A 24,301-nucleotide genomic window follows, 5' to 3' on the forward strand; every position below is an offset into this window, starting at 1 on the left:
CGCTGATTATCATTAAACAGCGCCTTATTTATGCAAAAGCTATTTAAAAGCTATTTAAAATCCGTGCAGGCTCAATCTTACACGCACGTTTAGCTGGATAATAGCTAGCAATTAAGCTAAGTAACATGGCGGTTATAAACACTATCACCACATCAAACAGATGAATTTCGGATGGTAAAAAATCAATAAAATAGATATTGCTATTTAAGATTTTATGCCCCATTAATGACTCAATAAAGCCCATGATGTTAGAAAGTTGCCATGACAGTATTACGCCTAAAATAACTCCAATTAGACTGCCAATTAACCCTGAAATCACTCCATACCATATAAAAATATGTTTGATTAAACGATTAGTTGCGCCTAGGGTCTTTAATATGGCAATATCACGCTGTTTATCTTTTACGGCAATGACTAAAGTGGATACAATATTAAAACAGGCCACGCCAATCACTACAATCATGGCCAGATACATGATTTGCCTAATCATTTGAATATCACGATACATAAAGCCAAACGTCTGTTCCCAACTATTAAATAACAGATCTTCGTCAAGCCCTAATGCTGCTTGACCAATAAGGTTATTGGATTGATAAACGTCTTTTACATTTACCATAATACCTGTAACGCTATCGCCCATATTTAGTAATTTCTGTGCATCTGTTAATGGAATTAAAGCCATGTTATTACTCAAGCTGCCACTTAATTCTAAAATCCCTACTACTTGCAAACGGACTCTTTTAGGTGGTTTGAGTTGATTTGGACTACTCGAAACAGGAATTAATAAAGAAACCCATCCCCCTTCTCTCACTGATAAATTTTTAGCAAGCCCTGCTCCAATAATAATTTGTTGGTTATCGGGCTTAAAATCTTGCCATTTATTATTCAGTACATAATTCGGTAGTGAACTGATTTGCATTTCTTGTTCAGGGTCAAGACCCTGTACTTGCACAGCACCAAGTTTGCTACCGTTTTCAATTAATCCAGTAAAATTAACAAATGGTAAGGCTGATACAATATTACTATTGTTTTTAAGTTCTTGTTGAACGTGTTGCCAATTATCTAAATTGCCGTACTCTGGATAGAATTGTCCATGTGGCACTACCGATAACACTCGATTGTGTAATTCACGCTCAAAGCCATTCATGGCACTTAAGCCAATAATTAATGCCGCAATACCAATAGCAATGCTGAGTGTTGAGATAATCGAAATTAACGACACCATACCACTTTTGCGACGCCCTTTTCGAAATTTTATGGCGGTAATTAAAGATAAATTCATATTAATTATCCATTAATTGTTATCTAATGATGCGCTATCAGAAAGTTGACCATCTCTCATCACCATTTGTTTATCAAGTTTATTGGCAAGCTCAAGATCATGTGTAACAACCAAAAACGCAGTTCCATGTTCACGATTTAATTTAATCAGTAGCTCAAAAATAGAATCGGCTGTTGATTTATCAAGGTTACCTGTTGGCTCATCAGCCATTACTAAAGCGGGGTTATTAATTAATGCACGCCCTATTGCCACTCGTTGGCGTTCTCCGCCAGACAACTCGGAAGGACGATGATTTGCTCGTTTGACTAAATTAACCGACTCTAGCATTGCCATAGCCCGTTTTTTAGCTTCGTTGGGTAAAACGCCGCCAATTAATAGTGGCATGGCTACATTTTCAAGCGCGGTAAAGTCAGGCAATAGGTGGTGAAATTGGTAAACAAAGCCAATTTCTTGATTGCGTAGACGTGCCTTTTCTTGTTCAGATAATTGATTTAACTGATGTGATTTAAAAATAATTTCGCCAGATGTGGGATTATCTAAGCCACCAAGCAAATGCAGTAAAGTGCTTTTACCTGATCCTGAACTACCTATAATGGCGAGTAATGATTGTGAATAAATGTCAAACGAGACATTTTTTAAAACCTCGGTTACCATTTTGCCTTCGTTATAAGTTTTATAAAGATTTTTGGCACTTAGTAATATTTGTGAATTATTCATAACGTAAAGCCTCGGCAGGTTGAATATTGGCTGCACGATATGCAGGATAAAGTGTTGAAATTAGCGATAACATAAGCAATCCAATAATAATTAAAATAATTTGCGATGGTTCAACCAATGAAGGTAGCAAGATACCAGCTAAAGATAAACCTAACAATTGCATGATTTCGTTTAAGTTAATAGCAAGTAGCAGTCCTAAGGCGCTACCTAATAACGTGCCAATTATTCCTGAACTTGCACCTTGAATAATAAAAATTAACATAATTTTAAAGCGAGACAGACCTTGTGTTTTTAAAATAGCGACTTCGCCTTGCTTTTCCATCACCAACAAGCTTAATGAGGTAATAATGTTAAAAGCCGCTACAATCACAATCAGGCTAATGAGTAATCCCATGACATTTTTTTCCATTTTAATGGCTTGAAATAATTCACCGCGTTTAGCTCGCCAATCTTTAAAGACTAATCCTTCAGGTAATGGGGTATTGGTTATCGAGGCAATATCAAGTGGTTTATCTAAAAATAGGCGCCAACTGCTAATCATATTAGGAGGATAACGTAATAAGTTTTTAGCGTCAGATTGATTGACATAAATAAGCGTTTGATTGATATCGTGGTTAACCGTAAACAGTCCTACAATATTAAATAAACGCTGGGAAGGTATACGCCCAACTGGGGTAATTTGACTTGCATCTGTTACCATTAAACGTATTTTATCGCCAACGGTTACACCTAATTGATTAGCTAACGTTTGCCCTATGATAACATTGTATTGCCCTGCTTGAAGATCTAAGAACGATCCACTATAGATATAATCATTAATAGGATCATCATCTTCTGGGTTAATGCCCATTAGTGTGCTTACAGTGATACTTTGCTCACTTTGCAAAACCACATCACTCGACACCAAAGAACTAATACGATTAACACCTTGAATCTGATTAAATTGCTCACGAGTAATGACCTTAGGATCTATCCTACCTTGTGGTGTTGTGATCTGGGCTTGAGGTAAAAACTTTAAAATACTACTTTGCATCTGATCTTCAAGCCCGTTCATGACTGATAAGACCACAATTAGACCAATTGAACCTAACATAATCCCAATCATCGACAACCATGATACAAAGCGACCAAACCCATCCGTTTTTTGCCCGTATACATAGCGCAAACCAATAAAAAATACTAATGGACGAAATATTTTTGACATAAACGTATATATTACCTGAAACTTTTTTACAAAGTTTTGCTAGTTAAATGCAAGGTGCTTATCATACAGGATTAAACAGTTATAGAAAACAACCTCATACTTACGTTATAATCTGACAATAAATTTTCAGCGACATCAACGAACTCATCATGTCTAAAACAGTTAATATTTCAAACTTAATTCCTCAAAAATCAGGTGAAGTAAAGCAAATTGGGCAGCTAGTTGGCTCTTCCTTATCACAATTTTGCGCTCAAGCTATAGATGCACATGAAGGTATAGTTGTGATTGTCACTGATGATATGCAACAAACTTCGCGCATTCATGAAGAACTAAAGCAGTTTACATCCTTCCCTTCTATTATCTTTCCAGATTGGGAAACATTGCCTTATGACAGCTTTTCTCCTCATCAAGATATCGTATCAGAACGCTTATCTTGCCTTTATCATCTTGGACATTTAACCAAAGGGGCGTTAATTTTACCCATTAATACCTTAATGCAAAAAGTCTGCCCACAAAGTTATTTGGGTGGACATGTTTTTATAATGAAAAAAGGCTTACAAATTAGCCGAGAACATTTACGCCTTCAACTTGAAAATGCTGGCTATCGTTCAGTCAGCCAAGTTATGGAGCATGGCGAATATGCTACTCGTGGAGCGCTTTTTGATATCTACCCCATGGGCAGTGATAAGCCTTATCGCATCGATTTTTTTGATGATGAAATCGACAGTATCCGTACTTTTGATGTCGAAACTCAACGTACCTTTGGTGAAATTGCTGAAATACAATTGCTACCAGCCCATGAGTTTCCTTTCGATAAAACAGCTATTGAGTTATTTCGTAGTCAATGGCGAGAACAATTTGAAGTTAGATTAGACTCAGAAAGCATCTATCAACAAGTTAGTAAAAATATTTTGCCAACTGGTATTGAATATTGGCAAGCCCTGTTTTTTAACGAACCATTAACACCTCTATTCTCTTATTTTTTAGCAAATAGCTTAATTATCAATACAGTTAATATTGAGCAATGTGCTAACAAATATTGGCAAGATATTACCCAACGTTATGAAAGCCGCAAAGTCGATCCTATGCGACCATTACTTGCACCAAATGTTATTTGGTCTAAAACTGACGAGATTTTTGCCAATTTCAAAAACTACCCAAGAATGGTTTTATCGCATGCAATAACGACTGAATCAAATAAAAACGTTAATTTGCCTTATGTAGCATTACCTAATATTGCTATTGAGATCCAACAAAAAGATCCTTATTTGCAATTTCAAAAATTTGTTGAAAATTTTGCAGGAACAATCATCTTTTCGGTTGAATCAGAAGGACGCAAAGAGGCTTTACAAGAAATTTTTGGACGAATTCGTATTCATCCCACTACCATCAATTTACTTGATGAACGAAAAAACAGTGATAGCCGATTTTATTTAATCGTTGGAGCTAGTGAACAAGGCTTTATCAATCAGCAAGATAATTTTGCCTTTATTACTGAAAATGAGCTATTAGGACGACGAGTAGTTCGTCGCAAAAAAGAAAATAAACAAGCTATCAATACTGATTCACTTATTCGTAGTTTAGCTGAGCTAACACCCGGCAAACCCGTTGTCCATTTAGAACATGGCGTTGGTCGATATGCAGGACTTACCACATTAGAAACAGGTGGGATTACGGCTGAATATCTTATTCTATTATATGCCAATGATACCAAGCTTTATGTTCCTGTTTCATCATTAAATCTAATTAGCCGTTATTCTGGTGGCGATGAAGAAAACGCACCACTCAATAAATTAGGTACTGATGCTTGGAGTAAAGCGCGGCAAAAAGCGGCCGAAAAAGTACGAGATGTTGCAGCTGAATTACTAGATATTTACGCTGAACGTGAAAGTAAACCCGGATTTGAATTTAAACAAGACCGAGAGCAGTATGAACTATTTTGCCAAGGGTTTCCTTATCAAGAAACTGATGATCAACAAAATGCCATTGGGGCAGTAATTGGCGATATGTGCTCTCCTTATGCCATGGATAGATTAGTCTGTGGTGATGTTGGATTTGGTAAAACAGAAGTAGCGATCCGAGCTGCTTTTTTAGCCGTTATTAATCATAAACAAACAGCAGTTTTAGTTCCTACAACTTTACTTGCAGAACAACATTACGAAAGCTTTTGTGATCGCTTTGCAAACTGGCCAATTCGCATAGAAAGCCTGTCTCGATTCAAAACCGCCAAACAACAAAAAAGTATTATAGAAGCTCTTGGTGAAGGCAAAATTGATATTGTAATTGGCACACATAAATTGTTACAAGAAGATATCAAATGGAAAGATTTAGGCTTGTTGATTGTTGATGAAGAACATCGTTTTGGCGTCCGCCAAAAAGAACGAATTAAAGCAATGCGAGCAAACATTGATATTCTAACACTAACCGCAACACCAATTCCAAGAACCCTCAACATGGCAATGAGTGGTATGCGGGATCTTTCTATTATTGCGACTCCTCCAGCTCGCCGTTTAGCAGTGAAAACCTTTGTTAGAGAATATGATGATCTCGTGATTAGAGAAGCCATTTTGCGTGAAATTTTACGTGGTGGTCAGATTTATTACTTACACAATGATATTTCTGATATCGAAAAAGTAAGCGAAAAACTGGCAGAGCTGGTGCCCGAAGCACGAATTACCATTGGTCATGGGCAAATGCATGAACGCGACTTAGAGCGCGTAATGAATGACTTTCATCATCAACGTTTTAACATACTTGTTTGTACAACCATTGTTGAAACTGGTATCGACATTCCTAATGCCAATACCATTATCATTGATCGTGCCGATAAATTTGGTTTAGCCCAGTTACATCAGCTCAGAGGACGAGTTGGACGTTCTTATCATCAGGCTTACGCTTATCTATTAACCCCACACCCTAAATTACTCACTAAAGATGCCAAAAAACGCCTAGAAGCAATTGCCTCACTTGAAGATTTAGGTGCAGGTTTTGCTCTAGCCACACACGATCTTGAAATCCGAGGTGCTGGTGAGTTATTAGGCAGCGATCAAAGCGGTCAAATTGAGACTATTGGCTTTAACCTTTATATTGAGCTACTTGATGAGGCCGTCAAATCACTAAAAGAAGGCAAAGAGCCAACACTTGAATCATTACTCAATAATCAACAAACAGAAATTGAGTTACGTTTACCAACACTTATTCCTGATGATTTTATTCCCGATGTTAATACACGTTTATCACTATATAAACGTATTGCGAGTATCACCGATCTTATCGAACTCACCGATATTCAAGTTGAAATGCGAGATCGTTTTGGTAAATTGCCCGATGCAGTGCTTTTTTTACTAGAAACCACAAAAATCCGTTATCACGCAATCCAATTAGGCATTACTAAGATCGAGTTTGGTGAAAAAGGCGGTTATATTGAATTCGGTAATAATAATAAGGTGTCAGTCGATTACTTAATTGAAATAATTCAAAAAGAACCAAAAAATTATCGCTTAGAAAGTTCAAATCGATTAAAATTACAAAAATCAGAATTGCAACGAATCGATCGCATTGAATATATTAAAAATTTGTTGTCTGATTTTGCAAGTCATCAAGAATGATAACTATAATTACAATAAACGACTAAGAGAGCCACAATGAAAAAAAGCACACTTACTATAGGAATAATTGCTGTATTAGGTATGGCTTATGCAGGTACATCATGGTACAGCGGTAATATGATTGAAGAGCATATTGATGACCAATTAGCACTAATCATAAACAAAGTTAACCTGTCCCAAGATCTTTTCACATTTTCTGTTACTAAAAACCATTATGACAAGGGTGTTTTTTCAACAAAAGTACATTTAACAGTGGCCGTATCACCACGTGAATCGACTATTCAAGGTAATTATCCAAAAACCTTATTTGATGACGATGTCACTATCCATCATGGTCCTTTTCCTATTGCTGCGCTTGCAAAAGGGACTTTTTCCCCACAATTGGCTTGGTTACAATATGAAATGAGTCAACAAGCAAATCCAACACTTTGGAAACTAGCGGGCAATCGACCGTTTATTAGTGGACATACAAGCGTGAGTTATGACGAATATATTACCGTTAATCTAGCAAGCAAAGCGATTAAAATGACCCAAGCCGAAATCCCTGCCATTGATGATAGTATCTTGGATATTAGCCATGGCAGCTATACATTTAGTTGCTATGCCGATGGTTCTGACGGCAAGGCTAAAGTGCATCTGGATAAATTGTTTTTTCTTTCTGACGGTAATAATTTTAACTTTGATGACATTAATATGTCATTAAGACCACTTAACACCATTGAAGACTTCGATTATGAATTTAACATCAGAAAGGTTAAATACAGTTTTGATAGCTATCTTTCAAAAGGGAATTTTAATATTGACAACTTAAAATCAAAAGGTCGTGCTAACTACAAAAATCGAAATATTGATGAGCAAAGCAGTATTGATAAAATTACATTAAATTTCAAATCATCCACACCGAAAAACGAATCAGTGATTATTGACAAAATTGTGATGAGTCAAAAAAATATCTTAAATGACAGCAATAATACAATTGAAGGTTCGCTTGTAAGTCGTATTGGTTCGATTATTTATGGTCAACAAAATCTAGGTAGTGGATCATTTGATATCAACTTCAAAGGGGTTGGTAGACAATTTTTCGATCCTCACTTTGAAACAACTGATCCTGACATAAGTGAGAGCGACAAACACAATATTGAATTTTCGTTAAATAAATTGAATTGGCACAATGCTAGTGGCGACATTAATGTTAACTTATTGTTTAATATATCAGAAATAAATAGCTCAAATACTGATGTAGAAAACTATGACAAAATAAATACACTTAAATTCAATCTCGAAGCTCCGTTTGATGTTTTAGCTAGTTTGTCCGCACAAATCCAAAACCCTAACACTAAGCAAGTTACATCAGAACAAATTGCAAAAGAAAGCGCTGTAATAAAAACCAATGCCAAAATGTTTTTTAGTAGATCACCATTTTTTATCTTTAATAAAGATCAAACAGAAGGTATCTATTCTAATGTGGAGTATACAAAAGGCAATCAAAGCGTAAAGGTAAATGGACAATTACTAGATAAAAAAGATTTTTTTGGAAATTTCTAATTTATTTTAGCGACACTAAAAAAATTATAAAATGTTTCAATGATATTGGTTAATTTGGCGATTATTTTAGATTCAAGCGTAGTAGTTAACAATATATGCACCATAATATGCTAGGGTACTTATTTAAACTTGTATAGGTGCATTTTACAAAAAATCAAAAAACTATCGCCTAGAAAGCTCAAATCGATTAAAATTATAACAACCAGGATTACAATTAATTTATCACTTTGAATATATTAAAAGTTTGCTGGTTGATTTTATAAATCATCAGGAATGATAATTTAAAATATAATAAATAACTAAGAGAACTATAATGAAAAAAACCACACTTGCTATAGGAATATTTGCTGTATTAGGGGTTGCTTACGTAGGCACTGCATGGCATACAGGCAACATGATCGAAAATAACATCGATAATGAATTGGTACAAATTACAAACAAAATTAATCAAACTCAAAACGATTTCACGTTTAATATTATAAAAAGTAATTATGAAAAGAATATCTTTTCAACTAAATTGCATTTAACTATTACAGCATCACTCCAAAATGCTACAGGCGACGATGCTCAACCAAAAACCTTATTTTCTGATGATGTTACTATTCATCATGGTCCATTTCCTATCGCTGCACTCGCCAAAGGAAGTTTTGCGCCTAAAATGGCTTGGTTAGAATATGAAATGAGCGAACAAACTAATCCGACACTTTGGAAGCTAGCGGGCAATCAGCCTTTTATTACAGGACATGCAGGTATAAGTTATGGTGAATATATCACCGTTAAACTAGCAAGCAAAGCAATAAAAGTTACCCAAAATGAAGTTCCATTCTTTCCAAGAATTGATAGTGCATTAGAACTTGGTGAAGGCAAGTACACCTTTGGTAGTTATACTACTGGCTCTGACATATCAACTAAAATTGAAATTGATAAAATTTTATTAACCTACCCTGCATCATTTAATTCAAAACCAGTTTCGGTTGTTATTAATAAATTCGTTATGGACGAAAAAAATGTCCTAAATGACGTCACCAATACTGTCGATGGATCATTTTCAAGTAGTGTAGATTCAATTATTTATGGACAACAAAATCTAGGTTATGGCTCGATAGATATTGATTTTAAAGGACTTGATAAGCATCTATTCACTAATCAATTGGGAATAGGTTATCCTGACTCAGATGATACAGAACAAAAGCATTATATTAATTTTTCGTTAAATAAATTGAATTGGCACAATCCTGCAGGCGATATTAATCTTAACCTAATTTTCAGTATGTCTGATGTAGATAGTACAGCTATTGATGAAGCTGATTACGATAAAATTGACTCACTAAAATTAAAACTTGAAGCACCATTTGATGTATTAGCGTATACGTCCGCACAGATCGAAAACCCTAACTCTAACACGGTAACACCAGAACAAATTGCTAAAGCAAATCAAAACCTACAAATGATGTCCGCATTTTTCATTAGTAGCTCTCAATATTTTACTTCAAGCAATGGTAAAACCAAAGGTATCTATTCTGATATAAGCCTAACCAAAGATAGTGATGAAGTTAACGTAAATGGTAAAAAAGTAACAAAAAAAGAATTCTTTGAACAATTATAATTAGCTAATTTATTATTCAAATTAACCTATTTAGTTCCGCCACTAATTTTGGCGGAATTTTATTATTTTTTAACTTAAGCAAAAAAATTTATGAATACAAATTCATCATCCACAACAGAAAACCAATTTAAACGAACCATGAAAACCCGTCATTTAATTATGTTGTCACTGGGTGGCGTTATTGGCACAGGTTTATTTTTTAATACTGGTTATATTATTGCTACTGCTGGGGCTATTGGCGCTATTATTGCTTATTTAATTGGTGCATTAGTTGTTTATTTAGTGATGTTGTGCCTAGGCGAACTGGCTGTCGCTATGCCTGAAACAGGTGCATTTCACACTTATGCTTCTCGCTTTATTAGTCCTGGCACTGGTTATACCGTTGCTTGGCTGTATTGGTTAACTTGGACAGTGGCACTTGGTTCAAGTCTAACCGCAGCTGGCTTATGTATGAAGTATTGGTTCCCTACTGTTTCGGTCTGGATTTGGTGTTTAATTTTTTGTATCGTAATCTTTGCATTAAACATTATAACCGCTCAATTCTTTGCCGAAAGTGAATTTTGGTTTTCAATCATTAAAGTCATCACTATTATTATTTTTATTGTTGCTGGAGCTGCTGCTATCTTTGGTTTTGTTCCTATGAAAAATGACATGCCAGCACCTTTTTTACACAATATTACCGATAACGGCTGGTTTCCTAATGGTATAACACCAATTATCATGACGATGGTTTCAGTTAATTTTGCCTTTTCTGGTACCGAGTTAATTGGTATTGCTGCGGGCGAAACTCATAATCCCGAAAAATCAATTCCACTGGCCATTAAAACAACAATTTTAAGATTGATTCTCTTTTTTATTGGAACAATTATAGTGTTAGCCGCTCTACTACCTATGGATCAAGCTGGCGTTATTACTAGTCCATTTGTAATGGTATTTGAAAATATCGGTATTCCATATGCTGCTGATATATTTAATTTTGTCATTTTAACTGCTATTTTATCAGCCGCTAATTCAGGACTTTATGCCTCTGGGCGTATGATGTGGTCGTTGTCTAATCAAGGTACACTACCAAAGTGCTTTGCTAAATTAACCAATAAAGGTATTCCAATGATCGCTATTACAGTAAGTATGCTTGGTGGATTGTTAGCGTTATTTTCAAGCGTGATAGCTCCTGATACTGTATTTGTAGCATTAACCGCTATTTCTGGTTTCGCCGTGGTAGCAGTTTGGTTAAGTATTTGCGCTTCACATTACTTTTTTAGAAAGCAACTATCAGAAACTCAAAAAAACACCTTAAAATATAAAGCACCATTTTACCCTTTTGTGCCAATTTTAGGGTTTATTTTGTGCTTGATTGCTTGCATTGGTTTAGCATTCGATCCAGAACAACGCATTGCGCTTTATTGCGGTATTCCTTTTGTAATTGTCTGTTTTATTGCGCATCACTTTACCCAATCTTATCAAAAACGAGCAGTAAAAGATGACAAGTTATAATCCAATTTGTGCACTATTCAAACAAAAAAATTACATTATTATTGATGGTGCACTAGCAAGCGAACTACAACGCCGTGGATGCGATCTTAATGATAGTCTATGGTCCGCAAAAGTATTAATTGAAAAACCCGAACTGATCTATCAAGTTCATTATGACTATTTTAAAGCTGGCGCCGATTGCGCTATCACCGCTAGCTATCAAGCCACACCAGTAGGGTTTGAAAAAAAAGAAATTACGTTTGATGAATCTATCAAATTAATAAAAAAAAGCGTTAAACTCGCACAGCAAGCTAAACAGCAGTATTTGAATGAAACAAAGCAAAATAAAACTTTACTGATTGCTGGGTCAGTTGGTCCCTATGGAGCATATCTTGCAAATGGGGCAGAATATACTGGCGACTATCAACTAACTGAAGCTGAATTTATTGATTTTCACCGTGATCGCATTCAAGCCTTAATAGATGCCCAAGTTGATATCCTTGCTTGTGAAACGTTACCTTCTTTTGCTGAAATTAAAGCGTTAGTTAAATTGATACAGCAGTTTCCAACTATCAATGCATGGTTTTCGTTTACATTAAAAGATACCCAGCATCTTAGCGATGGCACACCATTATCACAAATAATAGATTATTTAAACAACTTCGAGCAAATTGTAAGCCTTGGTATTAACTGCATTGCGTTAGAAAGTGTTACTCCAGCATTAGAAGTGCTAAATAAGCTTACAACCAAACCATTAATTGTTTATCCAAATTCAGGTGAACAATATGATCCAATAACAAAACAGTGGCACAAGAACCATCAACATGATTGCACCTTCAAAAATCAACTACCAACCTGGACAAAATTAGGTGCAAAATTAATTGGCGGTTGCTGCCAAACAACACCGAATGAGATTAAAGAGATTGTGAGATTATTAAAGGATTATTAATTTTATTGTGATTGGATTTTGAGCATGAAGATCTATTGTAGTTTTGCGACAATATCTTAAACGGCTTCAAATCCAATCAAATTAAACCAACAAAACCATCAGTTAAACACTTGATTTTATTTTCTTCTATCAAGTTAAAGCCTGATAGTCCAATTAATAATTCCCTAGTACAATGAAAAACTACTGAACAATTAATTATTAAATTTAATTCATTTGATTATAAATCGCAATTAATAGCACTACAAATAAGTGCAATGTTCCATCCTAAATTTTTACTATCTATCACTTGAAGGAAGCAATTAACTTTTCTAAAATAAACCGAATCGTTTCACTTTTCCTGTTTTAGATAAATATATCTATTTTTTAATAAATTACCATATTAAGCAATTAATAAATAAATACACAAGTTTAATTGTAAGATCAGATTAAATAATATTTAATTGAATAATATGATTAAAAAGGCAGCTATATTAAAAAGCCGCCTTAAAGATTATAGACAAAATTAAATTTGCTTAGCGATTAAAAATTGACCTCAGTACCTACAAAGTATCGTCTACCTTCTAAGGTTTTACCAAAATCATCGTTAGTTACATTTTTGTCAAATAGATTATAAACTCCAGCATAAATCTTAGCTTGTTTATGTACTTGATAAGATGCACCGATGTCCCAGAAAGTATAACCAGGATATTCAACTTTTGTGCCATCACGGCTATTAGACGATTCCATGCCATAATAGGCCATTTTTGTCCATAAATCCCATTGTTGGGTGACATACCAATCTAATTGAGTATTGAATTTTTGTTTAGGGGTTCGATTTAAAGATCGTCCTTTAAATTGGCCACTTTTTTGTTCTGTTTTTGTCCAAGAATAGTTAGATGTGAATAAGAAATCAGTAAATAAAGGCGTTTTGAATGAAAGCTCAAGACCTTTAAGATCGGCTTTACCTACATTTTCACGGCCCTGTATAAAGTCAAACTTTTTACTATAACCATTCAATAAGCACTTGCTTCCTTTTTTACGATTACAAATATAATATGATTGAATTTTGTCTTTATATTTTGTGTAAAATGCAGTTGCAGAAGCATCAATACCATAATCATTGGTATAACCTATACCAATTTCGAAATTATTTGTTTTTTCTGGTTTTAAAGCTGGATTTCCAATGATTACACCATCAGAATATCCACCACCAGTGACTTGCCCCCAATCTGTCACAACATAACGTAATTGTGGTGTAGCATAACCAGTAGAATAACCACCTTTTAACGTAAAGTTATCATCAATATTCCACACACTGTAAACCCTTGGGTTCCAGTTGCTGCCATAATTTTCATCTTTGTTATAACGTAATCCTAATGTTAAACTCCAATTTTCTAAAATACGTAACTCATCTTCTCCAAATAACGCATAATTCCAACGATCAATTTTAGATAATGTCGTTTTTAGTTGATTTCCTTCGTCATGCAACTCTTGATAATTATATTTTCCGCCTAAAGTCAGCATGTTAATACTAAAAGGAATAGTAACACGTGTATCTACATCCGTATTACGAATTTTCATGTTCCTTTTTGGGTTATTATTTCCTTCATAAGAGACAAATGAAGTTGTAGAGACATCACCAAACAAACCATTATGTGTTAAAGCAAACGTATTTCGTCTATTATCTCTATTAAAATCACTTCTAGATTTATCTCTTGTTTTTCCTGCAGTTGCATTACTATTTTGTAAAGCTCGTCCAAAATCGAGATCAAATTTTTGTGTGTCTGTAGCATTTAAAGACAATTTACCATTTAAACTACGTAATTTTTGTCCTGCATGACCAGCAAGAAATTTATCTTCATGACGATTTGAATACTGCCCATAAAGTTGTATACCTAAAACGTCATCAATAATCGGTCCCATGGTCGAAAAACTGCCAGTATATGTATCTTTTTCTTTTGAACGATAAGGAATAACCGATTCTAAACGTATACCACTTTGCCATTTATTTGACACTTTTTTGGTAATAATATTAACAACCCCTCCCATCGCATCAGAACCATATAATGACGACATAGGGCCTCGCACAACCTCAATACGTTCAATTGCCGTTAATGGTGGTAACCATCCTTGTTCAAATCCTGAATTATCACTATTTGGTCTTGTTTCGCGGGTACTAACCTTTTTGCCATCTACTAATATTAGGGTATATTTGGCATCCATGCCTCGAATACTAATATCAGTAGAATCACCACCACCAGTAATATTTACTCCAGGAATATCCTTCAACGCATCTGTGACATCACGATAAGGTTTTTTTTCAATTTCTTCTGGTGTAATTACCGAAATGGTAGCCGGTGCTTCTTTGACTTGTTGAGAAAACCCCGATGCAGTAACAACCATGGTGTCAGTATCTGAATTGCTAGCTGCTATAGCAGCTGTCGATAATGACAACAAAATACTAGTATTAATGACATTTGTAGCCAATTTAATCTTCTTTTTTGCTTTCATTGTTATAACCCTATTATTTATAATGACATTTATAGATTTATAAGATATATGAAGACTACACTATATGAGAATGATTATCAATATCTTTAAAAAATTATTTATAGCTAGACAAATCCTTTTTGTTAAATGATAATAATTATCATTTATATAAAAACAGGAAAATTGAGATGAATAAAAAGAAAAAGATATTTTTAAGTAGTATTGCATCGATTATATTAAGTTTAACTGGTTGCCAATCAACGACAACAATGAGTGTAACTGCCAACAACCAAACGGTACAAGTTCCTAAGTTGCCCGAAAAAGTTGTTGTCATGAACTATGGGGCATTAGATACTTTAGAGGCGCTAGGTAAAGGTTCGATAGTTGTTGCAACTCCACTATCAGTTATCCCTTCTTATTTGCAACAATTTAACAAAAAATCAATTACCGATACAGGCAATATGAAAGAACCCAATATTGATGCAATCAGACAAGTTAAGCCAGATTTAATTATTATTGATGGCCGTCAAGCTAGTAAAACTGAAGATCTATCTAAAATTGCACCAGTCATTAATTTAAGTGTTAACGCCCAAAATTATGTTGAATCAACCAAAAATCATATCCACCTACTGGCAAATATTACAGGCACAGAGAGTAAAGCTGATAATATTATTCAGTCATTAGATGAAAAAATTCAACATGCCCGAGCAGTAGCCGAAGCTAGTTCTAAAAAAGCTATTGTTGCTATTCATAACGATGGGAAGATGATTCTTATCAATTCAAGTTCCAGCGCGGCATTGATTCACGATGTACTAGATGTTAAACGAGCGGTACCACTCACCGTTATGCCCGCAAATAACTTAATAGGCAAACCAAAACCAATTTTTATTGATGATAATTACATTAAATCAGTCAAACCTGATATTATTTTTGTTGTTGATCGTAGCAAAGCAATCGGCAATCAAGGTATGGCTGAGCACTTTTTTTCACAAAAAGTATTAAACAAAAGCAAAGCACAGGTTGTTTATTTAACCCCTGATCTTTGGTATCTATCAGGTGGTGGTGCTGAAAGCATAAATCGTCAAATAGACGAAGTCACTAATGCATTAAGATAATATAACTTGATTGTTAACTTTCTTTTTTAAATAGCCTTTATTGTCAATAAAGGCTTTATTTTATACTGATAAATATCAGAGAAATACTCAATAAATAATTTTTTTTTATTCAAACGAACTACTTTCCGAGTTATTACTAATACTTAATAGATAAGCCAAAACATTGTTAATGTAAATTTGAAATTAGAAAATCGGTATATCAACTATGATGAAATGTGATAAAATGCCATCTTTATTTTGATTTGTAAACGATAATTAACAAATATAGTTTATTGAATTCTCAAACAATACCTCTTTAATATAACACACTATTATAAATACTATGAATATGTTACCTCCTACAATTGGATTTGTGAGCCTTGGCTGTCCTAAAAATTTAGTTGACTCTGAACGAATTTTAACCGAACTACGTACGCAAGGTTATCAAGTCGTACCTAGCTATGATAATGCCGATCTTGTCATTGTAAACACTTGTGGATTTATTGACAGTGCAGTACAAGAATCTTTAGAAGCAATCGGCGAAGCTCTTAATGAAAACGGCAAAGTCATTGTAACCGGATGCCTTGGTGCCAAAGAAGATCAAATTAGGACTGTACACCCAAAAGTACTTGAAATATCTGGCCCACACAGCTATGAAGCAGTACTAAATCATGTTAATAAATATGCACCAAAACCTGCTTATAATCCATTTACCAGTCTAATTCCCCAACAAGGTATAAAACTAACACCAAAACATTTTGCTTACCTAAAAATTTCTGAAGGTTGTAACCATAGTTGTACATTTTGCATTATTCCATCATTACGAGGTAAAATGATTAGTCGCCCTATTGGTAACGTACTTGATGAAGCAAAACGACTAGCCGACAGTGGTGTTAAGGAATTATTAGTTATTGCACAAGACACTTCAGCTTACGGCGTTGATATCAAAAACAGGACCAGTTTCTGGAATGGAATGCCATTAAAAACTGATATTCAAACGCTTTGCGAACAATTATCAAGTTTGGGAATTTGGGTCAGATTGCATTATATGTATCCTTATCCAAGTGTCGATAATCTAATTCCATTAATGGCAGATGGTAAAATCTTGCCTTATTTGGATGTACCATTACAACACGCAAGTCCAACAATTTTAAAATCAATGAAACGGCCTGGAACCATTGAAAGAACCTTAGAACGTATCCATAAATGGAGAGAAATCTGTCCTGATATCACGTTACGTTCAACCTTTATTGTTGGTTATCCCGGCGAAACAGAACAAGATTTTGAATTACTGCTCAACTTTTTGTCGCAAGCACAGCTAGATCGTGTTGGCTGTTTTCCATACAGCCCCATAGAAGGCGCTGAAGCCAATAAACTTGCTAATCAAATTCCAGAAACAATTAAACAAGAACGTTTTGATCGCTTTATGCAATTACAGCAAAAAATCTCAACGCAAAAATTACAAGCAAAAATTGGCAAAACATTAGATGTTATTGTTGACGAAATTGATGAAGAAGGTACAATAGGTCGTAGCATGGCTGACGCCCCAGAAATTGATGGCGTTGTTTATCTAAACGAAGAAAACCAAGTTAATGTAGGTGATATTGTTCAGGTTAACATTGAGCATTCCGATGAGTACGATCTATGGGGAACGGTTAAACGTTAATTAACACCATGAAACAACATTATAAACACGAAGTAAAAAATCTGGTTAAATTGGCAGTTCCAGTGCTTATCGCGCAAATATCACAAACTGCGATCACCTTTGTTGATACCATTATGGCAGGCAATTATAGTAAAACGGCACTTTCTGGAGTTGCCATTGCTGTCTCGATATGGTTACCTACCATCTTATTTGGACAAGGTTTACTCACCGTTTTAACACCAATTATTTCAAATCTAAATGGTGCAGCTAAACGAAACCTAGTTGCCGATCATACCCGCCAAGGCGTTGTCATCGCATTGGTATTATCAATGCTTATGATGTTACTTCTATATCATTCCGACCTAATAATAAACTTAAGAAGCTCGAACGATCACCCTATTGATCCAGAAATGATGGACGTGGCAGTCAAATTTTTACGTGCCATAATGTGGGGTGTACCAGCTTTCTTGCTATTTTTAGTTTACCGCAATCAATGTGAGGGATTATCCAATACCAAACCAGCGATGGTCATCATCTTTATTGCACTAATCACCAACATCCCTATCAACTATATATTAATCTATGGCAAATTAGGCTTACCTGCTTTTGGTGGTGTAGGATGTGGAATCACTGCCTCAATAATATTTTGGTTAATGTTTATATTAATACGCTTATATACACTCACTAGCACAAACCAACGCGACATTCGCCTAACACCAATCACCAAACTAATTGATTTTGCTATAATCAAAAAAATTGTTGTGCTTGGTACTCCTCTTGCACTTGCTTACTTTTTTGAAATGAGCTTATTTGCTGTGATTGCATTATTAATTGCCCCATTAGGTCAAATAACCGTTGCTGCACATCAAATTATATTCACCATCAGCAGTTTAACCTTTGCTATTCCATTATCGCTAGGAGTTGCAACCAGTATTCGTGTTGGCTATTTACTAGGCAAAAGAAAAACAGTTTTAGCCAAACAAACTTCTTACATTAGTTTAGCCATATCCTTAGTAATCGCCATTATAGTTGCACTAATTTTAGTTATTTTTAGTTCACAAATCATCACCATATTTACACAAGAAAATGCTGTAATTGCTATTTGTATGCAACTTATTATTTTACTCGCTATTTATCAAACGTCTGACTATTTACAAGTAGTAGCTAGTAATGTGCTTCGAGGTTATAAAGACACTAAAAGTATCTTTTTTATTACTCTACTTTCTTATTGGGTAGTCGGATTGCCTGTTGGTTATGTTCTAGGATTAACCGACCTAATCATTCAGCCAATTGGCGCAGCTGGCTTTTGGATAGGAATTATTTCTGGACTTGCTGTGGCAGCATTTCTATTAATAGCTAGGATGATCTATATTCAAAAACAACCCGTTGAAGCTATTTTAGTACGTGCATCAAGATAAAGTTATTTATTTAAGACATTCAACAAAATAAAAAAGATTAACCTTATTTTATTAATAACAATTTATTGGTTGTTCAATAACTAAAAATAAATAAGTTGATCTTTCAATAATTATGGACAAGTAGCCATCCTATCGAAGTCCTAGCTTTAATCCATAATGGTAAGCCAGCCCTAGACATAGGAAACTTCTTTACTTTCTTTTTCGTTGATACTAACACCTATAATTAAAATATTGGATATTTTTTTATCAAAAACTATTTTCAAATAATTGAATAAATCTATAATCCTTGAAATCAAAAATTGATATAATAAATACAGTTACTATGATAAAAAAAGAAAATATACTTTCACACGGAGTGTGTCTTTGCCTTTCGATCTTATTTATTAAGCTTTCCACAAAGATTTGATCGCATATTCCTAACTTACTTTTCTCTTATCTTTTTAGCTCGACTTACTTTTTTCGAATTTTTTTTGCATTTGGTTTGTAATAGCTGCTATCTATTTTCCTATTGAATTTTATTATGGTCCACCTAATGTTGCCGTAATTAGTGCTATTGCTGAAACAGATTTTGATGAAATAACGGAATTCTGTTCACAGCTATCAGTTTATTTTTATTTTGCTCCTCTAATCTTAGCATTAATTTTTATTATATTATTTAAAAGATTTTCATTTCCAAAAACTAACAATTTCTATTTACTTATTTTTGTATTAGGGCTATGTTTTTATAGACCAATTAAAGCTGTAATAAAATATAATCCAAATTTTTTCAATACAATATCAACTACTTTATTGAATAACTTAAAGTATCCTATTTTTGAGTTTTCTCTCTCATTTTACGATAGTGCAAAACTTTATTTTCAAGAAAAAAAGAACTATATTATTATTGGCGAAAGTGTTCGCAAAGACTATATGAGCGCTTATGGTTTTAAATATGACAATACACCTTTTACCCGTATTCATGCTAGCATTATTTGGGATGGATTAATAGCGTCAGCACCAAATACCCAATCATCAATTCAACATTTAATTAGCCAATCAATCTTTTTAGACGACAAAAAAGTAAATGCACAACTAAATAATAATATTGTTAGCATTGCTAATGATGCAGGATTTGAAACTTATTGGTTATCAAATCAAGGTAAATTAGGCACAATTGAAATTACGGTACCACGCATTGCCTCTTATGCACAACATTCATTTTACACTAAAAAGGCGAATATAATGGTAAATCATCGAAAGGAAAGCATGATACTTTATTATTACCCGAATTAGATAATATTTTATCGACAAAAAATAGCAAACCAAAGCTTATTGTTATTCACCTAATCGGTTCACACTCTAACTCTTGTAAACGATTAGAATTTAATGTGCAGTTTGATCTGAATAATAAAAATATATCATGTTATGTTAGTAGTATTAAAGAAACAGATGATCTTATTGCACAAACTATCAATATACTAAAAAAATATGATCAAGATTATTCAGTGGTTTACTTTGCAGATCATGAACTTGCGCATGCAGATCAACATAATGACTTAAGACACAATTCAGAATATCAAGATAGTTATCGTGTCCCATTTATCTTTTTTGATTCAGATAAATCACTCCAACAAAAAATCAATAAACAAGTATCGGGATTTCAACTAGTTTATTTATTGAGTAACTGGATGGGAGTAAAATTAGATGTAAACCATAATTATATGGAAAACGAACTTTCTCAGATATCAGAACAACAAAACATCGAAGTTAAAGACTGGGATAACAATACATTATATCAATTTGATAAACTAAAGAAAGATCCTAATCCCTATTAGGTTTATACTCATAGACAGATATAAAATGCCATCATTAGATCAGATAGCATTTTATTAGTAATTATTCCATTATTATTTTAATAAACTATTTGCCTGAGCTATTACATTTTCAACAGTAAATCCAAATGTTTTAAATAGTTGATCAGCTGGACCCGACTCACCAAAGCTTGTCATGCCAACGACTTTGCCGTTAAGACCAACATATTTATACCAGTAATCACTAATACCTGCTTCAATAACTATACGAGCAGTCACTGACGATGGCAATACTGACTCTCTATAAGTGCTATCTTGTTTATCAAACGCATCAGTTGACGGCATTGACACAACTCGTACTTTTTTGCCTGCTTTTGTGAGTTGATGATAAGCTTCAACGGCAAGTTCCACTTCTGAACCAGTAGCAATAATTATTAGCTCAGGTGTACCAGTGCAATCATTTAAGATATAACCGCCTCGATAAACATTGGTTAATTGTTCAGCAGTACGTTCTTGTTGTTTTAAATTTTGTCTTGAGAAGATTAATGCAGTTGGACCATCTTTGCGCTCAATACCATACTGCCAAGCAATAGCTGATTCCACTTGGTCACATGGGCGCCAAGTACTCACATTTGGCGTAACGCGTAAGCTTGCCATTTGTTCAACAGGTTGATGCGTTGGTCCATCTTCACCCAAGCCAATTGAATCATGAGTATAGACAAATAAAGCACGAATTTTCATTAATGCCGCCATTCGAATAGCATTACGTGCATATTCCATAAACATTAAGAATGTTGCACCATAAGGTATAAATCCACCATGTAACGCAATACCATTCATAATAGCGGACATACCAAATTCACGCACACCATAATGGATATAATTACCATTAGCATTGGCTAAAATCTCTTTAGATCCTGACCATATTGTCAAATTACTTGGTGCTAAATCAGCCGAACCACCTAAAAATTCAGGTAAAGCTGGCGCAAATGCTTCGATAGCATTTTGAGATGCTTTACGAGTAGCGATAGTTGCTGGATTTGCTTGGAGTTTATTCACTACATCGTTAGCAATTTGAGACCAATTTGCTGGTAAATCACCATTAACACGACGCTTGAATTCTTTAGCTAATTCAGGATAGGCCTTAGCATAAGCATCAAAACGAGCATTCCATTCATCTTCTATTTGTTTACCTTTTGCTTTCGCATCCCAAGCATCGTAATAATCTTTAGGAATATCAAAAGCAGGATAATTCCAACCTAATGATTTCCGAGTTGCTTCAATTTCAGTATCACCTAAAGGTGCACCATGACTTTCATGGCTACCTGCTTTATTTGGTGAGCCAAAACCAATTACCGTTTTACACATTAATAAAGATGGTTTATCGGTTACGGCTTGAGCTTGCTCGATTGCTTCTTTAAGGGCTTTGGCATCATGGCCATCAATACCACCAATAACATGCCAACCATAAGCTTCAAATCGCTTTGCGGTATCATCAGTAAACCAACCTTCTACTTCACCATCGATCGAAATACCATTATCATCATAAAATGCGATAAGTTTACCTAATTTTAGGGTACCCGCTAAAGAACACACTTCGTGCGAGATACCTTCCATCATACAACCATCCCCCATAAACACATAAGTATGGTGATCAACAATAGTATGACTTGGTTTATTAAATTGTGCCGCTAACGTTCTTTCTGCAATAGCCATACCTACAGCATTAGCAATACCTTGACCTAACGGACCCGTTGTAGTTTCAACACCAGGTACATGACCATATTCGGGATGACCTGCGGTTTTTGAATGCAACTGACGAAAGTTTTTCAAATCATCGATAGTCACGTTATAACCAGTTAAATGTAACAGGCTATAAATCAACATAGAGGCATGACCATTTGATAACACAAAACGGTCACGATCGGCCCATTTAGGATTGTTCGGATTATGTTTTAGAAAGCTACGCCAAAGTACTTCGGCCATATCCGCCATACCCATTGGCGCACCAGGATGGCCTGATTTTGCTTTTTGCACGCCATCCATGCTTAATGCCCTTATCGCATTCGCCAGTTCGCGGTGAGATAGTGTGGTTGCATTCATGTCATCATCTCCAAAAAATTTTGAGTTTAAATTTGTTAATACCTGCAAGGTTAACATCACTTGCAAAATCGTTATTTAAATTAACGAAAGAAATAGCATAAAAATGGGGAGCATACTCCCCAATTGTTTTATATGATTATAACAATGCGCCAATCATATCTTCTAATTTGCCTTGATCTACGGCAAAAGCACGAATTCCTTCGGCTAATTTTTCAACTGCCATAGCATCGCTATTATGTTGCCATCTAAATTCGGCCTCAGTCATTGGCGCAGGACGAGCAACTATGGTTTGATTTGGATTGAGCTTCTGTACAACAGGCGCATTTGATTGTTGCATTTCGGCTAATAGATTAGGCGAAATAGTTAATCTATCACAACCAGCTAATGCTAAAATCTGATCAACCTTACGAAAGCTAGCCCCCATCACAACAGTTTTATAACCGTGTTGTTTGTAATAATTAAAGATATTACGCACAGAAACTACTCCTGGATCTTCATCCGCAACATAAGGTTCGATTGATTTTTTAGCTTGATACCAATCATAGATTCGCCCCACAAAAGGCGAAATTAAAAATGCATTTACTTCGGCACAAGCACGTGCTTGTGCGAACGAAAATAGCAAAGTTAAATTACAGTTTATCCCTTCTTTTTCGAGCACTTCAGCCGCTTTAATACCTTCCCAAGTTGACGCAATTTTAATTAAAATACGTGACTTATCAATACCCTTTTCTTTATAAAGTGCAATAATTTTACGTGCCTTTTCAATACACGCTTGCTTATCAAAAGATAAACGAGCATCTACTTCGGTCGAAATACGACCAGGAACTGTTTTCAAAATTTCGGCGCCAATATTAACTGCAACCAGATCACACACATTAACTAATTGTTGTTCTTTACTGCCACCAATTTTTTTCGCAGTTTCAACAGCAGAATCAATTAAATAACGATATTGAGGAAGTTGCGCTGCTTTCAAAACGAGGGAAGGATTGGTTGTTGCATCTTCGGGGGAAAACTGCTTAATAGAATCGATATCACCAGTATCGGCTACCACTACAGTTAATTTTTTAAATTCATCTAATTGACTCATACATTTTATCCTCATACAACGTTTTACTATAATGAAAGTATAATAACATTTATTCAACAATAAAACGACTTTGTCATGAGGTGGTCATTAATCTATCTTGTTGTCAAAAATCAGATAGGCTAAAAACATAAAATGTAGCCTCAGACTCTGATAATATAGAATCACTTATCCATGTTTGCTAGCTTATCCATACAAATAAAATTAATTCTGTGAATTTAATCACAAAATCAAATCAGCGTTAATTAACATAATTAATCTATGATGCAACAAAATAATTGACAACACATTATAAATGTAGAAATTACTGATTC

The 24,301-nt window shown here is 34.6% G+C and carries 16 protein-coding genes; 10 read left to right on the top strand and 6 right to left on the bottom strand.

The window, feature by feature from the left end:
• Positions 1-43 precede the first annotated feature (43 nt).
• Genes lolE through lolC form a run of 3 tightly spaced genes read right to left on the bottom strand, consistent with a single transcriptional unit; the run spans position 44 to position 3,194 of the window.
• Positions 44-1,282, bottom strand: coding sequence for a lipoprotein-releasing ABC transporter permease subunit LolE (gene lolE, locus A9G37_RS09155; protein WP_034911734.1), 1,239 nt, complete (start codon positions 1,280-1,282; stop codon positions 44-46).
• 12 nt (positions 1,283-1,294) lie between these two features.
• Positions 1,295-1,999, bottom strand: coding sequence for a lipoprotein-releasing ABC transporter ATP-binding protein LolD (gene lolD, locus A9G37_RS09160; RefSeq protein ID WP_034911737.1), 705 nt, complete (start codon positions 1,997-1,999; stop codon positions 1,295-1,297).
• Complete coding sequence (gene lolC, locus A9G37_RS09165; protein ID WP_034911788.1) at positions 1,992-3,194, bottom strand: lipoprotein-releasing ABC transporter permease subunit LolC; 1,203 nt, start codon at positions 3,192-3,194, stop codon at positions 1,992-1,994. The genes lolD and lolC overlap by 8 nt, the downstream gene beginning before the upstream one ends.
• Before the next feature lie 158 nt (positions 3,195-3,352).
• On the opposite strand from lolC, the gene mfd reads away from it, so the two are divergent.
• The 5 genes from mfd (at position 3,353) to mmuM (ending at position 12,384) form a co-directional block, all read left to right on the top strand.
• A complete protein-coding gene (gene mfd / locus A9G37_RS09170; protein WP_065575330.1) occupies positions 3,353-6,811 on the top strand; it encodes a transcription-repair coupling factor in 3,459 nt (1,152 codons plus the stop codon).
• A 36-nt stretch (positions 6,812-6,847) separates the two neighbouring features.
• Positions 6,848-8,356 (top strand): DUF945 family protein, encoded by a 1,509-nt coding sequence (locus A9G37_RS09175; RefSeq protein ID WP_034911743.1) that lies wholly within the window; start codon positions 6,848-6,850, stop codon positions 8,354-8,356.
• Positions 8,357-8,669: 313 nt separating this feature from the next.
• Complete coding sequence (locus A9G37_RS09180) at positions 8,670-9,962, top strand: DUF945 family protein (protein WP_065575331.1); 1,293 nt, start codon at positions 8,670-8,672, stop codon at positions 9,960-9,962.
• Between the two features lie 90 nt (positions 9,963-10,052).
• Positions 10,053-11,456, top strand: coding sequence for an S-methylmethionine permease (gene mmuP, locus A9G37_RS09185; protein WP_065575332.1), 1,404 nt, complete (start codon positions 10,053-10,055; stop codon positions 11,454-11,456).
• Positions 11,443-12,384 (top strand): homocysteine S-methyltransferase, encoded by a 942-nt coding sequence (gene mmuM / locus A9G37_RS09190; protein ID WP_065575333.1) that lies wholly within the window; start codon positions 11,443-11,445, stop codon positions 12,382-12,384. Before mmuP ends, mmuM begins: the two co-directional genes overlap by 14 nt.
• Positions 12,385-12,903: 519 nt before the next feature.
• On the opposite strand, the gene A9G37_RS09195 is transcribed toward mmuM, so the two are convergent.
• The gene (locus A9G37_RS09195) at positions 12,904-14,874 is read right to left on the bottom strand and encodes a TonB-dependent receptor domain-containing protein (RefSeq protein ID WP_065575334.1); all 1,971 of its coding nucleotides are present in this window, start codon (positions 14,872-14,874) and stop codon (positions 12,904-12,906) included.
• 167 nt (positions 14,875-15,041) lie between these two features.
• Between A9G37_RS09195 and A9G37_RS09200 the strand changes: the two genes are divergently transcribed.
• From A9G37_RS09200 to A9G37_RS09220, 5 genes are all read left to right on the top strand, one after another.
• Positions 15,042-15,968, top strand: a complete 927-nt coding sequence (locus A9G37_RS09200; protein WP_034911757.1) for a siderophore ABC transporter substrate-binding protein — start codon at positions 15,042-15,044, stop codon at positions 15,966-15,968.
• Between the two features lie 328 nt (positions 15,969-16,296).
• On the top strand, positions 16,297-17,613 hold the full coding sequence (gene rimO, locus A9G37_RS09205) for a 30S ribosomal protein S12 methylthiotransferase RimO (protein WP_034911760.1): 1,317 nt from the start codon (positions 16,297-16,299) through the stop codon (positions 17,611-17,613).
• Positions 17,614-17,621: 8 nt separating this feature from the next.
• Positions 17,622-19,010, top strand: coding sequence for an MATE family efflux transporter (locus A9G37_RS09210; protein ID WP_034911763.1), 1,389 nt, complete (start codon positions 17,622-17,624; stop codon positions 19,008-19,010).
• Between the two features lie 789 nt (positions 19,011-19,799).
• On the top strand, positions 19,800-20,282 hold the full coding sequence (locus A9G37_RS09215) for a sulfatase-like hydrolase/transferase (protein WP_034911766.1): 483 nt from the start codon (positions 19,800-19,802) through the stop codon (positions 20,280-20,282).
• A 5-nt stretch (positions 20,283-20,287) separates the two neighbouring features.
• Positions 20,288-20,824: a sulfatase-like hydrolase/transferase gene (locus tag A9G37_RS09220; RefSeq protein WP_238552640.1), complete on the top strand. Its 537-nt coding sequence runs from the start codon at positions 20,288-20,290 to the stop codon at positions 20,822-20,824.
• Positions 20,825-20,896: 72 nt separating this feature from the next.
• Here the strand turns inward: A9G37_RS09220 and tkt are convergent, their stop codons facing one another.
• Together tkt and tal are read right to left on the bottom strand one after the other, a co-directional pair.
• Complete coding sequence (gene tkt, locus A9G37_RS09225) at positions 20,897-22,903, bottom strand: transketolase (protein WP_034911773.1); 2,007 nt, start codon at positions 22,901-22,903, stop codon at positions 20,897-20,899.
• Positions 22,904-23,039: 136 nt separating this feature from the next.
• The gene (gene tal / locus A9G37_RS09230; protein ID WP_065575336.1) at positions 23,040-23,990 is read right to left on the bottom strand and encodes a transaldolase; all 951 of its coding nucleotides are present in this window, start codon (positions 23,988-23,990) and stop codon (positions 23,040-23,042) included.
• Positions 23,991-24,301: the final 311 nt, after the last annotated feature.

It is taken from the genome of Gilliamella sp. GillExp13, from assembly GCF_001690815.1.
GTDB lineage: Bacteria > Pseudomonadota > Gammaproteobacteria > Enterobacterales > Orbaceae > Gilliamella > Gilliamella bombi.